The following is a 14,652-nucleotide window of genomic DNA, read 5'->3' as shown; positions in this document are numbered from 1 at the left end:
TCCTGGATTTTGATGCCTTGTCGCGGATGTCTTAGCCGCCGGAAGACATTGCGCCAAGCTTTTGCACCTCACGGACGATCGCGGGTCCATGTTGCTTCATCAGATCGAGCGCCGGTGCGGTCGAATAGACGAGAGGGATTCCGTCGGGATCAACAACGACGAGCGCGCCGTCCTCATCATCACCGACCAGCGAGGCTCGTATGCCCTGCTTTTCGAGCCACTGCAGTCCGGTGCGAACAGGCTGCCCCTGATGCATCTGCACACCGCCAAAGAGCATCCGAACGGCAGGGAACTGCGGCATTTCCATGAGGAACACGTCGCATCCGCTGTCGGCCGCGCCGCACAGAATAGCAAACCTGATCTCTTCATTCTTGTGCTTCAGATTGAGTCCGAGCACGTCGGTATAATAGGCAATCGAGGCGTCGAGGTCTTTCACCGGAAGAGCGGCGTAGGCAACGTTCCGCGCGGGAAGAACGGCTTCCGGGCTACGATATAGCTCACCCGTATTCACTCCCTGCTGCTCCTGCAGGGGCGGCTTTGCTTCGGGGTCCCAGTGGCCACTGATCAGTTCTCCCGTATTGTTGGCATAGACGCCGCGCCAATCCTCGACAACGTCGGCATAGAATTCCAGCGTATGGCCGTTCAGTTCGCTGAGATAAAGACTATGCGCGATCTGATGATCGGTGGTCCGATTGATCGGAACGTTCTTGCTCCTCGCGCGACGGTACGCGTCAACGAGCTGCTGCTCCGTTCGCATCTCAAATCCCAGGTGGTTCAGCCCCGGCGTTCGCCCGTTGCCGGCGGCGACCTGGACATGGCCATCCTTGCCGATCCGGTTGCCAGTCGTGATCTCCATAAGCCCGAGATCATGGTGAGTGTTTCCGTTGCTCATGAAGATCATCGAGATCCCCGGCTCACGAAACACTTCCTGGAATCCACACACGTTGCTGTAGAACTGACCGGACTTCTCATAGTCGGTCACGAACAGATTGAGGTGGCCGAGACGCTGCGGCGCGATTTCGACGCCCGTACGGTTTTCCATATTCTGCCTCCTAGTTAGATGCTGTTAGCCGGGCCGACGACTTCGTGTTGGTTGCTGAAGGGGCAGCCGGAGAAGCCTGTTGATCAAGCCCTCGGTACAGTCGGCCCCAGTGGCGGCGCGTGGCGGGCGTGTTGGCCAGGCCCCAAATGACGACAGATCGAAGCCGTTCGACGCCGACCGGCCATTTATGGACAAAGTGATCCCAGTTTTCGGACCAATTTTGAACTTGCTCCGTGAGCCGACGCTCCTTGGCTTCCCACGCGGCAAGCGCATGCGGGACGTCAGGCTCGGACTCGAGGATGTGTGCGAGGCTACCAGCGTTAGAAATTGACATCCCGGCCCCTTGCCCAAGATTTGGTGGTTGTCCGTGGACAGCGTCGCCCAAAATCGCAACCTTGCCTTTGGACCACCCATTTACGTGGACCAGACCGTGCCGATGGTGAATGACGGTCGAAGGATCGACGCGAGAAAACAGGTCCGCGTAGGCCGGGAACAGCTTGCTCCAATAACCCACGTCAAAGGGAAGTTGAACGCCACGCGAATCGGACTCTTTCGCGGACGCACACAGATACATGAGCGATCTGCCAACCGGGACGCCGAGCACTCGCTTGTGCCCGACCCATTGTTCGACACTTTCGTCTTTTAGATCTCCGTCGACTTGCGGTACCAGCATGCGGCTGGAGCCATTGGGTAACCCCACGCAAGAAACTTCGAGACCCATTTTGCGCCGCGTAATGGAATTCAGGCCGTCGGCGCCAATAATGAGGTCAGCCTTATATTCTTGGCCGCCCGCCATGTTAAGTCGCCCATCAGGGTGCACGTCCACGATGTCCGCCGAGGTCTGAACGTCGACCCCCCACTTTGCAGCCAAGGTCGTGAGGTGCTGATGAAGATCGGCGCGAAGCACGGTGTAGACTCGCTCGGCAGAAATATCGCGCGCCAGCAGGCTCCGTCCATTTGCGTCCTTCAAGTTGGACTGTCGAAGTCTCGTCCCCTTGGCTATCAGATCGTCCAGCGGGCCCAGCTCTTCGAGGACCTGAAGCCCATTTTCCTTGAGAAAAATGCCGGCGCCAACTTCCCGCAGTGTATTTGCGCGCTCATGAGCAACAACCTTCCAGCCCGTCTTGGCCAGGATAGCCGCCGCTGCGAGGCCGCCGATGCCTGCCCCGATAATATGAGCTTCTTTAGCCATCTTGTAATCCTTTCATGTCTTCCGCGCGCAGGCTTTCGTCAATTGCCGGCAAACGGCGAACACTGCGAAATCAAGCGGTGGGCGTGATCTGCGAATGGTGCCAGAAGACGAACTTCCGCTCGAATGCTTCGACCAGATAGAAGAGTGCAAGACCCATCACAGAAAGCACGATAAGTCCCGCGAACAGCAGATCCGAGCGCTGCGCGCCGCTCGCAAGCTGTATAAGATAGCCGATGCCGTGGTCCCCACCGACGAACTCACCGACGACGGCTCCGATCACGGAGAACGTAATCGCGAGTTTAAATCCCGCGAAAACATTGGGGAGAGCGCACGGCAGTCGTACTTTCCAGAACACACGATAGCCCGGTGCTCCCATTGAACGCGCGAGATCGAGCATATCGGGATCAAGCCCCTTGAGTCCGACGGTGACGCTGATGAGCATCGGGAAAAATGCGATCAACGCCGCGATCAGCATTTTTGGAAATTCTCCGAAACCGAACCACACAAGGAAAAGCGGGGCAACGGCGACCTTCGGGACGGCCTGCGACACAACGATGAGGGGATTCATGAATCGTTCGAAGGTCGGTGAGTAGATAATCAATAGTGCAAGAGGCACCGCCGTCGCGACCGAGATTATGAAGCCACCGATAATCTCTCGCAACGTAGCTATCGACTCCTGCGCGAGGCTCGGCCAGTTTTCCCGGAATGAGGTGATAACGCTCGCTGGCCCCGGGATAAGATAGCTTGGGACCTTGAGGACGTTGGTCGTGAAATACCAAAGAGCGATGACACCGACTGTTGCAGGAACCATCGTGAACCAGCCGGAATCGTAGATCGCCCTCAATCCGATCCTTGCGGACATTGGTTGCCCTTTCGCATGTGGTGCTTTACCTGGCGCCGCTTCGAATACGCTCATGCTGAATCTCCGCGCCCGGACTATGAGTTTCTCTTCTGAAAGAGCAGCTCTCGGATCTGATGCAGGTGCTGCTCGAATTCCGCGCTATCCCTTTGTTCGATTGAACGAGGTCGGGCAATATCGACGATCATGTCCTTGACGATTGCCGCAGGCCGCGCAGTCATGACGATCACGCGGTCGGAGAGAAATACGGCTTCACTAATGCTATGCGTGATGAACATTACCGTCTTACGGGAACGCTCGCAGAGCCACGCAAGATCGAGGGCAATTTCGTCACGCGTCAACGCATCGAGTGCACCGAATGGTTCGTCCATCAGGAGAAGCGGCGGATCATGGATGAGGGCGCGGCAGATCGACACCCGTTGACGCATACCGCCAGAAAGCTCTCGCGGATATTTTCCGGAAAAATCAGTCAACCCAACCTTTTCGAGAAGGTCTTTTGCCTTATCGACATACTGCTTAACCGGCAAACCGCGCATTTCAATCTGTAGCAGGATGTTTTCAATTGCTGTTCGGGACTCCAGCAAAAGGTCGCGCTGAAATACGATGCCGACGTCGGTGTAGGGTTTTACGACGGCTTTTCCACCGACCTCGACCGTTCCAGAGGATGGAGGCACCAACCCAGCGACGATTTTCAGCAGCGTTGATTTCCCGCACCCGCTCGGTCCAACAACCGATAAGAATTGCCCAGAATCAACCGCGAGGTTCAGGTCGCTTAACGCAGTGACAAGTCCTGCTTTCGTTTGAAACCGCTTGGACAACCCCTTTACGGTGATCGCGTGACTGCCAGGGCTGCCGAGCAATTGCACCACACTATTCCGTTCGACTGGCGCCGCTGAAACGGCAGCGATTTGAGGTCTTTCTGATGGTTGAACCACAGCCTGGATCCTTTCGAGGAGTTACTTCGAGGCCGAGCACTTGATGAATTTGTTGGTGTAGAAGAGGTCGGGATTGCTGATGTCACCTTCGAGGCCGGCATATTCTTTCAACGTCTTCAAGCCAATGTCCCAATCTTTGGGAGACTGCCATCCCAATGGACATGCCTTGGTGTTGTTTGAGCGCAGGAAGCCCATCGTAAGCTCCCATTGCTTCTCGGTCGGCGCGCGCTGAATAAGTGGGCGGAGCTTCAGCGACGCATCGACAGCAGCGCTCGAATTTTTCTCGGAGGCTGCCACGGACTCGAAAGTGGCTTTCAGAAAGGAAGCAACGAGCTCTGGATCCTTGGCAACTGTTTCCGTGCTGGCAATGACGCAATAATCAGGCATAACAAACCCGGCATCCGACCATAGCAGCGCTCTGGACGGCTTCGCTTGCTGAACCAAAGGGTCGCCATAAGCCATCGTCGTGATCGTCGAGTCGCCAACTCCGCGGGCATATGTTGCGATCTTTTGCGCCGGGTCGACGGCCACGCGCTTCATATCCTCTGGATTTACGCCCGCGTATTTGAGCACCGCGGGAAGGAGCAAAATCTCGGATGAATTGGGCGCTACCACGACGGATTTGCCACGAAGGTCACCGATATTCTTGAACGCAGAGTCTTCCGGGACGTAAAAAGCCCAGCTGTATTTCGCCATGTAAGATGCGACCGAGACGATCTTACGGCCTTTGCTGATTGCGAGGGCGGCGGCCGCGCATCCTGACATCCCAAACTTGACGTTGCCCGCGTCTACATCGGCGATCGTCGTCAGCGATCCGTTGCCATTGACGATGTCCAGATCGATACCGTTTTTTGCGAAGACGCCAGCGTCATATCCGTAGAAAAATGGCGCGTACATCCCGCTCGGGATCCAGTCCATCCGAAACCGAACTGCGCGTTGCTCGGCCGCTACGCTCTTAGGCAACAGAGCAAGAAGCGCCGATGCTATCATCAGGCATGTGGCGAGCGCTCGACGAAATTGGTGACGGGGCATCGATCAATCTCCTTTGGTATCGGCACGTGATGATCACTGTCGGCGGCTTTAGGATCGAAAAATCAAAGTAGGGCTCGGTCAAGCAAGTAACGAATGTTTTGGATACGATTATCCAAACTGAATTCCGGACCAGAGTCAACTACCCCTTGCTTGATACAGAAACTGGTCCGTTATTCATTCCCGCTGCGGCTCCAATCTAGGAAACTCAGCGCACGGAGGGCGAAAGCTTGACTTTTAGGCACCCTGAGCTACTTAGATCAGCAGTATTGGATTTTTGTATCCACTACTGGACGCAGGAGCGCCGCTCGTGAGTGAAGTTTACACGTCAATGGATGGCGCCACGCCGCAACAGCAGGCAGGGAACTACGTGCGGGAACAGATCCTGACAGGCCGGTTTCCGGTCGGTATGCGGCTGAAGTCCGAAGAGATCGCCCAGACGCTCGGATTCAGCAGAATGCCGGTTCGCGATGCATTGCAGCAATTGCATTCCGAAGGGTTGGTTTCGATCCGCCCCAATCGAGGCGCGATCGTAACAACACTCACGGGCGATGAAATAAGGGAGCTGTTCGAAATCAGAGCCGTGCTGGAAGGATTGGCCGCCTTCCACTGCTGCGCCAATATCACCGCCGAAAAGATGGCGCGTTTCGATACGTTGCTTGCGAGCATGAATCAGGCGATCGGCGATACGCAACGCTGGTTCGATCTACATGAAAGTTTTCATGACGCGTTCGCCGAAGCCTCCGGACGACAGCGCTTGCATCTTCAAATTCGAAACGCCCGACGTGCTGTACTGCCATATGTGCGACAGTACATTGTGACCTACAATCACATGGAGATGCCCAACTCAGGGCATGACATTCTTATTTCGATTCTTCGGAACGGCAATCCAAACCTCATGGAAGAAGCGATGCGCCACCATATTTTGGCCGCTGCCGATGGTGTCGCAAACTTTCTTCGCGAACACAATTGCACTGACCGGGCCTAATCGAGGTCCGCCGCGGTTACCGGGCCGGTTTCACTTTAAATACCTTGGAGCCACATTGGCCGCAGAGCCGGGTGGGGTTTTCCTGACGAATTTTGCGGATTGCCGCGCCGGCTCTTTTTACGGGTCCTTCAGGACCGGCCAACTCGCATAGGTGAGCGCAGGTTCAGAACCGACTATCGTGGGATAACGACGCCGCTGGCAGGGCTTCGATCACGCAATGAAGTCGAGGAGTTCCAAACCAAGCGTGTCCTCCGCTGTATTGATTGGACGATCGTCGAAGTTTGATTATGCCCCCGTAGTCTTAGCGCTGGCGGGCGTCTTCCCTTCGCTTGGGCGAGGCGATGCACGAGCTCGGCGCAGTACGCGCCTCGCTCGAGGGATATGCGCAGACATAGCCAATCAAAGCCTCGGAGCAAACATCTATCTCGCCGCGACCGTGATAAACTCCCGATGAACCTCAATAGACCCTAATCCAATCTCTTCATCATACACTTAATACCGGATAGCTTCGTAAATTCCGACAGCAGCGACGCGTCTATTGATTTCAATTGCTGTTCAATTTCAACACGTGTTTCCGGATCGTCAATCATGTGAAGAATCGCATCAAGCGTCTTGAGATTTCTCTGCAATACATTGATGCTTCGGATCAATATTTCGCACGCGCTTGCGACCGCGACGATTTGATCCGTAGTCGCTTGGGGATGCGTTCGAACAGCGTCGACTTGGATGGAGCCCGCAGATGCGTAGGCTGGTTTGGTTGATCTTTTCAATAGTTTAACTACGGTACCCATCGTCGTCCCTCTATTTCCATTCAGCAAATATGCTAGCCGGCGATTCCGCCTGGAAGCCAACCATCGTCGCTGTCAAGCGGCGCGAACCGCGTTCAAGAACTTGCCAACCTCCAGTTTGAGGCGGTTGCTTTCGAGAGAAAGCGACTGCTCCGACGAAAGCCCCTCCGACGAGACCGACCCGGTTTCGATTTCTGGGTTTTGGGGTGGCTGAGCTGATTGTGAACGATGACCGGGATCAAGCCGCGCGCATCGTTGCCAGGAATTTCTCGACCTCCATCTTGAGCCTTCCGCTTTCGCCGGACAGCAGTTGCGCCGATGAAAGCATCTGACTTGAAGCCGATCCGGTTTCGCTCGCGCCACGGCTGACGTCGGCGATATTTGAAGCGACCTGCCGGGTTCCCTGCGCCGCCTGCTGAACGTTCCGCGCGATCTCCTGGGTCGCGGCACCTTGCTCCTCCACCGCTGCCGCGATGGTCGAGGAGATTTCCGAGACGATGTTGATCGTGGTACTGATCTCCTGGATGGTGGCAACGGACGCCTCGGTGGCGGACTGCATGCCCGCGATTTGCGCGCCTATCTCATCCGTGGCCTTCGAGGTTTGCGCTGCCAGCGCCTTCACCTCGGATGCGACCACCGCGAAGCCGCGACCGGCTTCGCCCGCGCGCGCCGCCTCGATGGTGGCGTTTAGCGCCAGCAGGTTGGTCTGCTCGGCAATCGCGGTGATGAGCTTGACGACGTCGCCGATACGAGCTGCTGCATGGGAAAGATCCGCGATACTGGTGTTGGTCTTCCCTGCTTGCCTGACCGCCTCACCGGCGATGCGGCTGGCTTCCTGCACTTGACGGCTGATCTCACTAACCGATGAGGTCATCTCCTCGGTGGCGCTCGCAACTGACTGTACGTTGGTCGAAACCTCCTCAGACGCCGTAGCCGCGTCACCGGAGATCCTCCCAGTGGACTCCGCTGTCGTCGACAGCGTATTGGCTGCCGCCTCCAGTTCAGTCGATGACGACGATAGCGAGCCGACGAGTTCGCCGATCGTCGCTTCGAACTGGCGGGTGATGTTGTCGACGCGCTGGGCGCGGGCGATCTTCGTATCCGCCTCCACTGCAGCAGCCTCGTCGGCGGCCTTCTTGGCAATCAGCGCGTCCTTGAAGACTTGCAAGGTGCTGGTGATCTTGCCTATCTCGGTTTTTTCGCCCAGATGGGAGACGACGGACGTCAGATCGCCCTTTGCGAGACCCTGCATCGGGATCAAAACGGAATCGATACCTCTTGAGATGTCGCGGACCATACCGACGGCCGCGCACAGTCCAAGAAGCATGGAAGCGCCGAGGACAACCATCAGCGCGCGCACCGAGATGGCATAATCGTCGTTTGCTTTTTGCCCGGCAGTTTCCGCGCCCCTATCATTCAATTCAACGAGCTTGGCCAGCACCCCGTCCATCGCGACACCCACGGGCACTGTTTTGTCCGCGTTGATTTCAACCGCTTTGGCATTGTCGCCCTTGCGGGAGAAAGCGGTCACCTCCTCTGCAGCAGAGCGATACTTCTGACAAAGCATCGCAAGTTCATTGAACAGCGCCCGCTCTTCGGTTGATTTGATCAGCGGCTCATATTTGCCGAGGGCCGAGTCATAAGCCTTGACTAATTCAGCGAGGTTTTTGTCGATGCCGGCTTTGGCCTTTTCGTCGGCGATCAGCTGATCCCTCATACGCGCGCGGTAGCGCGCAGCCTGGACACGCAATTCTCCAGCCCAGCGCACGCTGGGGAGCCAGCTAGTTTGAATTTCCTGTGCCGACGCATTGATCGCGCGTAGCTGGATTACCGAAAAGAGGCCCATCGAAGTCATCGCGACGAAGAGAAACGAGACCACGGCGATAATTTTGGTGCGAATGGAAAGCTTGGCGAGCACTGCAAGACTCCGTTGGACGTTCTAAACCGTTGAAGGATGGATCGGGAAGAAACGCGCATCTCCGCGCGAGAAGGCCGATAGCGATTTTCGATTGGGTGACGGCATGTCAGGGCCGGCCTAGCTGCCTTCCTCGTTGCAACGGACCGCAACGGGGGCTTCCCGGGGCCGCTGTTGTCCGCGATTCAGTTTCCCCATTTCATCACCTTCAGTATGAATTGCGGCACCTCGCGCAGTCGCAAATCATATTCTTTAAACAATTCGTCTCTCAAAGCTCGCCACGGCGTCCGCATACAAGACGTACAGTCAAGGAAACCAATTAGAACGGCGTTAAGCAAAAATTATCCAATTCGACAAGCGGATAGCAAAAACTACCGCTCAGCCGCGCCGGGAATAACAAATTTTACCGTCGCTCGAATGTTGCACGCCGCACAGTAAGACAATTTTGCTGAACGTCCCTCTATCCGGGAGCATATGGAAATAGAACTCAGAGAACTCGCACCAAATCAAGCAGAGCATGCTTCCGACAAGTGGGTACCGATCTTCCTGCTCGAATAGAAAGGCAGAGCGGCTTGATTAAGCTGAGGCCGATCTGCAGCCGGAGCGATCAGCACACTTTCACATGAGACGACTACGTTCTGTCTCGATCAGAATTGAAAAGAGATAATGTTATCGCGATTGCATGCCAGCAAGGGCCGCATGGATGCCTTTCGCGGAAGGCTGCTCGCAGCTATCGCGGCCGGACACCCGGCTTGCCGACTTGCGGAAACAACAGTTCGATCCCAGCGTCTGAAAATGTTTTCTGAAGTACTTCCATCAATTCGTCGGACATCGGCAATGCGCCGTCGCACTCCTCAAGCCGCCGTACCACGGCCGGCGACACGCCTGTCTGATCCGCAAGCTGCCTGACGGACCAGTTCAGAATTCCTCGGGCCGCGCGCATTTGGGCACCGGTCAGCCTGGATGGTGAAGCAGAGAGATCGAATAGTTTCTCGTTGTGCACATCGGTGGAAACGCCCAGCCACTCCTGGACGTTGCCATCCAGATTCAGGATCGGAATGGCACGACACCTGTGCCATCGGTACGTGGCGTCGGAGTGCAGCAAACGATACTCGACCGTGTAAGGCCGCCCGGTCTCCACCGAGAGCGACCATTTCTTCAACGCGGCATCGCGATCTTCTTCATGCAGCAGGTCCATCCAATCATTTACCGAAATCAGAAGCGGGCCGTCTTGCCTCGCAGCTTCCCAGTTCTGCTGCGACGTGATGCGGCCATCGGGGCCAGCGGTCCACACGAGCCCTTCCACCACCCGAATGAGTGTGTTGTAGCGCTCGGCGCCAGCTCTGAGCTGCCGTAATGATTCGCGATGATCGGTGATGTCGATCACCACGCCCAGAATCCTGGCAGGCTCACCGTCTGCATTAAGCAACAGCTCAGCCTGACTATGAACCCAACGCAGCTGGCCATTTGGCCTGATGATGCGAAATTCACGATTGAGCGGCAAGCCATCGAGCAGCATGGCGCGCAGCACGTCTTTCGCGCCGCGATTCAAACGGCGATCCTCGGGATGAATACTCCGAGCGATCTCGTCGTATGACGGAGCGACCGTGCCTGGGACCAGTCCCAGCAGCTCATAGAAGCCGCGCGACCCGTGCATTTGCCCGCTTAAGACATCGCTATGCCAGGTCCCGACGCCAAGCTTCTCTTCAATAAACCGAAACATATCAGCTGCGCCGGGGTCGCCCCCGAACCGAAACAAAATCAAGCTCCTTCATGGAAAACTCTTACAGCCGAGCAAAGATTACGGGCAATTCATTTTCTGCCTCTGATATTTGCAAATACATGTTCCAATTCTGATTGTCTCCAGCCGCGGCCAATGATTCTAGTCGTCGTTCACAGCTTTGTTCCAAGCCGGAGTTTTTGCCGCACTCAGAGAGACGCAGAGGAATCCTTACCGTGAAATCGCGGTATAATTTTTGCTAGCGTCGGGACATCGACATAGTTGGTACGACTGACGTCGCCTAGCGGACTGTAGAAAGGAGCCGTATTGTTACCGGTGTTGCTTCCACGCACATCCGCCGGTGGCCCCGGGCTTGACCGATCACTAAGCGAGGTCGGGGGACTTCATTTTCCTGGCCATTCCTTCTAATAGTTTCGAATCGGGGGGGCAGAGCCTCGCTCCTCTGATATCTCGATGCTCCAACTGCGCGGCATTCATGCGTTGAAAGAGATGCTCCAAGGTTTTAGCGATCGCGAAAAGCGCGCATGAATCGACAAACGGCAGTCTGCCATTGAACGCGACGGCATTCGCAAGTGGAACATTTCCAAGATCTGCCGGGCCAGCGCGAACGATCAACGCTTTAGAGCGCTTTGGGAAACAAACGCCGTTGAGCGATCACTGTGCGGTGTAGCTTAAGCCGCTCGGCCAAAAAAATGGAGCGCTTCGCACGAAGCGCTCCATTCTGGGAGAATCCTGTCTCGTCGAAGGCAATTAGGGATGCCACGGCATCATTGCGCCGCCGCCGGGATAGTCAGGAGGTCGCTTATAAATTCCCATCCCTTGCCATCGAATTTCGCGATGCGCGACGACCGCCATGCCACTCGATCGTCCTTCGAAATATTAAGATTGATCCCGGCGAGGAAGAGCGGCAGGTGTAGATCCTTCACGGTGGTCGCCTGCTTCATCAGATTTTCACGTGATAGATCATCACCGCAGCTTTTCAAAAGCTCGGTGATCATTTTTCCTGTCACGTAACCATTCATTGAAAACCCGTCCTCTACGGGTTCGCCAGGAGCCCACTGTTTCATGAACGCGCGATAATCCGCTATTTCAGGATCGTCCGCCCACCTCGGATCGCTTGGCTCCTTTCGCCAAACCGCCGTCAAAACTCCCGCTGAAGCCTCTAAGCCTGCGGGTTGCAGGACGTTTGAAATCTGAGCCACTGCCGTCGGAATGATTTGCAGCGGCTTCCAACCAATTTCACTGGTCTTTCGGATCGCTTGAGCAGCGAATTTGGGTGTCGTCGCGTGAAAAAAAACATCCGCTCCAGACGCCTTCAATGAAACAATTTGAGAGTCGATTGTTGGAAATGTCACATCGTAAGGTTCTTCCTTGACGATCATTTTCGATGCTTTGTCGCCTAGCTCCGCCTTGAATGCATCCAGGTATCCTCTGCCGTAGTCGTCATTCTGATAAAGGATCGCTATTTTTGCGTCCGGCTTGGTCTGCAAGATATAACGGGCGTACGTCCTTCCTTCGACATCCTGGGAAGCAAAGAATGGTACGGTCCATGGATAGTGGACTGGATCATTCAGCTTTGCTGAACCGCTTGTACCGAACAGATGCGGCACCTTTTTGGAATTGAGATACTTGGCTACCGTGACATTCGCGAGGGTTCCGACCGTACCGACAATTGCAAGGACTTCCTCGCCTTCAACCAATTTTCGTGTCTGTTCGATCGTCTTCGGCGGACTGTATCCATCATCCAGCGAAATCATATTGATCTTTCGACCGTTGATTCCTCCAGCCTCGTTTATCATTTTAAGGTAATCGTTTTCGACGCGGGCCGTCGTGCTAAATGCTGACGCCGGCCCGCTATAAGGCGCGGTCTGGCCAAGCTTAATTTCCTTGTCGGTTACACCGGGACCATACTTCGATTCCGCCTGAGCGAGCGGCGTTGCCGCAATACTCACGCCCACAATGAGCGCGATAGCGCCCGCGTATGGCAGGCGTCTCCATCCGCATAAAGAGCACGCTCTCTCACTGATTGACGCCATGATTTCCTTCCAAGGCAATTTTCGTTTTGAAAGCGAATTGCGATCACTTGCTGTGATCGGCGGATTTGTTGCCAGATTGCGGCTCGACGATCAGGTCGAGTTGACAGCCGATTCCCTAATCCAGAGGCTCGAACGTCGGCAGATTCGCGCCGTTAGCAAGCGCCAGCCACGACAGTTTTACCGGCAGTCCGATCCTGACTTTATCGAGCTCGCAATTCACGATATTGGCCATGATGTTCACCCCTTCTTCGAGTGTAACCAACGCGATCGCAAATGGAGTGTGACCGCGGAAGGGAGGATTGGCATGCGAGGCAATCAGGAATGAGAAAATCTCACCTCGCCCTGACGCCTCGCGCCATTCCAGCTGACGTCGTCCGTCATAGATGCTGGTCGGGCGCGGGATGAATTGATATTTCTTGTTGCGAGGATCGTACTGAAGCAGCAGGCGCTTCTCGCGGGTCGCATCCCAAAATGCTTTCGAGAAGCTGCGCGGCGCGGGAGGATCGCGAACGACTTCGGTCGTATTGTTTAATTGTGTCATGGTTTATCCCCTACCCGTTCGCGGTCAGCGCCATGACAGCGCTGGTTGCCCAGTTGCGCCCATATGGAATACCGCCAATTCCCGTCACGAGCGCGGTTTTCGTATCCGACACTTGCCGGCTGCCCGCTTCACCAAACATCTGTCGCACGGCTTCGACGAGGTTGGTTCCGCCACCCGCAAGGCCGCACTGGCCGGCGGATATCTGGCCGCCGCCGGTATTGAGCGGAAGATCGCCGTCGAAGGAGAAGCTTCTCTCCCTCACGTAGTCGCATCCCTGTCCGGGCTTGCAGAACCCGAGCATTTCGAGCTGCATGACAATCGCGATGATGAAGTCATCATAGGGATGGAATGAGCCGAAATCCGAAAGCTTGACGCCAGCCTGCGAGAGCGCCGCTTCACCTGCTGCTCGATGGCCGGTATCGGTGATGTCAATGATGGCTTCGCTTGCGCGAAAATTGGTACGCTCGCCGTAGCCGATCGGCACCACGATTTTCGAGAATCCCTTGCGTTCCGCATTCTTGCGGCTCGTCACCAGGACCCCTGAGGCACCGTCGCAGACCATGACACAATCGAGAAGCCGAATTGGGTCTGCGATCATGCGGGAGTTCAAGTAGTCATCAACCGTGATCGGCTTGCGCAGCTTCTCAACCGCCATGTCGTTGAGAATGGCGTGGTTGCGTTGCGCGACGGCAAGCTTTCCAAGCGCTGCATAGTCAAGGCCGAACTGATGCTCGTATCGCCTGGTGATAAAGCCGAACGCCGCCGGCGGTCCCATGTAACCAAGTGAGTTGGTCCATTCCTGCTGAAAAGCGCGCACTCTCCTGTTGTCTTCGGTCGCCTGCGTATCGGAGAACAGGCATAGGACGTTAGTACACAGGCCGGCATTGACCGCCATCACGGCTCGCGCGACAGATCCCAGCGGCGCGCATCCACCGATGTCGACGGTCTGGGTGAATTTGAGGTCGAGGCCAAGCATGTCAGCGTTGGTTTGCGACCAAAATACGCTGCCGGCAGCCGTCATCGAAGACGACAATACCAGACCATCGATTTCGTCCTTCTCAATTCCGGTCTGAATAATGACCTTCTCGAGAATCTCAGCGCTCAGTTCCCATATGTCTCTATCGCTCTTGTCGACGATTTTGGTTTCGGCGTAGCCGACAATGACTGCATCCTTTTGGTACATTTCAATCCCTTTGGCTTCCTCCCGCCCCACTTCGACGGGGGTGGTGCACATCCACAAGCCGGTGACGATGCGCGTCCGCTGTCCGCGGTCATCGAGCGGCCTTATGTGTCAATCACGCCGTTTTACGTCTAGCGGCAGCGGCGGCACATGATGTTGGCTTCATAAGATTGACATCGCGCGGCGGAGTCAATAAAAATCAAATGATGCATTTGCAATGCAAATAGCCCGACAAAAGCTTCGACTCAAGGGAGTTTTTGAGAAAAACGGGAGGTGACGCGGTGGATGTAACCAAATGTACGGTTGGGGTCGCTGTCGTGGCGATTACAGCCAAAACAATGGAATCCGCGAGCGATCCGAGAAATTTGACCGCCGGACAGACGCCGCCCTGCGTCATGCAACGGTC

General features: G+C 55.8%; 12 protein-coding genes. 1 reads left to right on the top strand and 11 read right to left on the bottom strand.

The window, feature by feature from the left end:
• Positions 1–31 precede the first annotated feature (31 nt).
• The 5 genes from UB31_RS28505 to UB31_RS28485 all read right to left on the bottom strand — a co-directional run bounded on the left by UB31_RS28505 (position 32) and on the right by UB31_RS28485 (position 5,060).
• Complete coding sequence (locus tag UB31_RS28505; protein WP_050044867.1) at positions 32–1,042, bottom strand: VOC family protein; 1,011 nt, start codon at positions 1,040–1,042, stop codon at positions 32–34.
• Positions 1,043–1,052: 10 nt separating this feature from the next.
• Entirely contained in the window at positions 1,053–2,234 is a 1,182-nt protein-coding gene (locus UB31_RS28500; protein WP_045013272.1) for an FAD-dependent oxidoreductase, read from the bottom strand.
• Between the two features lie 70 nt (positions 2,235–2,304).
• Entirely contained in the window at positions 2,305–3,150 is an 846-nt protein-coding gene (locus UB31_RS28495; RefSeq protein WP_082078661.1) for an ABC transporter permease, read from the bottom strand.
• A 20-nt stretch (positions 3,151–3,170) separates the two neighbouring features.
• A complete protein-coding gene (locus tag UB31_RS28490; protein ID WP_245306088.1) occupies positions 3,171–3,959 on the bottom strand; it encodes an ABC transporter ATP-binding protein in 789 nt (262 codons plus the stop codon).
• A 90-nt stretch (positions 3,960–4,049) separates the two neighbouring features.
• Positions 4,050–5,060 (bottom strand): ABC transporter substrate-binding protein, encoded by a 1,011-nt coding sequence (locus UB31_RS28485; RefSeq protein WP_082078660.1) that lies wholly within the window; start codon positions 5,058–5,060, stop codon positions 4,050–4,052.
• A gap of 307 nt (positions 5,061–5,367) precedes the next feature.
• Between UB31_RS28485 and UB31_RS28480 the strand changes: the two genes are divergently transcribed.
• Positions 5,368–6,045, top strand: a complete 678-nt coding sequence (locus UB31_RS28480; protein ID WP_156175595.1) for a GntR family transcriptional regulator — start codon at positions 5,368–5,370, stop codon at positions 6,043–6,045.
• A gap of 467 nt (positions 6,046–6,512) precedes the next feature.
• Here UB31_RS28480 and UB31_RS28475 read toward each other — a convergent pair whose 3' ends face one another.
• From UB31_RS28475 to UB31_RS28450, 6 genes are all read right to left on the bottom strand, one after another.
• Positions 6,513–6,836 carry a hypothetical protein gene (locus tag UB31_RS28475; protein ID WP_045013269.1) on the bottom strand — a complete coding sequence of 108 codons (324 nt, stop codon included), beginning with the start codon at positions 6,834–6,836 and terminating at the stop codon, positions 6,513–6,515.
• Between the two features lie 235 nt (positions 6,837–7,071).
• Positions 7,072–8,751, bottom strand: coding sequence for a methyl-accepting chemotaxis protein (locus UB31_RS28470; protein WP_045013268.1), 1,680 nt, complete (start codon positions 8,749–8,751; stop codon positions 7,072–7,074).
• 727 nt (positions 8,752–9,478) lie between these two features.
• A complete protein-coding gene (locus UB31_RS28465) occupies positions 9,479–10,513 on the bottom strand; it encodes a PAS domain-containing protein (RefSeq protein ID WP_245306087.1) in 1,035 nt (344 codons plus the stop codon).
• Between the two features lie 743 nt (positions 10,514–11,256).
• Positions 11,257–12,525, bottom strand: coding sequence for an ABC transporter substrate-binding protein (locus UB31_RS28460; RefSeq protein WP_082078659.1), 1,269 nt, complete (start codon positions 12,523–12,525; stop codon positions 11,257–11,259).
• A 115-nt stretch (positions 12,526–12,640) separates the two neighbouring features.
• A complete protein-coding gene (locus UB31_RS28455; RefSeq protein ID WP_045013267.1) occupies positions 12,641–13,066 on the bottom strand; it encodes a Zn-ribbon domain-containing OB-fold protein in 426 nt (141 codons plus the stop codon).
• A 10-nt stretch (positions 13,067–13,076) separates the two neighbouring features.
• Positions 13,077–14,249, bottom strand: coding sequence for a thiolase family protein (locus UB31_RS28450; protein WP_045013266.1), 1,173 nt, complete (start codon positions 14,247–14,249; stop codon positions 13,077–13,079).
• Positions 14,250–14,652: the final 403 nt, after the last annotated feature.

The organism is Bradyrhizobium sp. LTSP849, from assembly GCF_000938255.1.
Lineage (GTDB): Bacteria > Pseudomonadota > Alphaproteobacteria > Rhizobiales > Xanthobacteraceae > Bradyrhizobium.
Note: the sequence above shows the minus strand (reverse complement) of the source record. Positions and strands in the feature narration are given on the sequence as shown.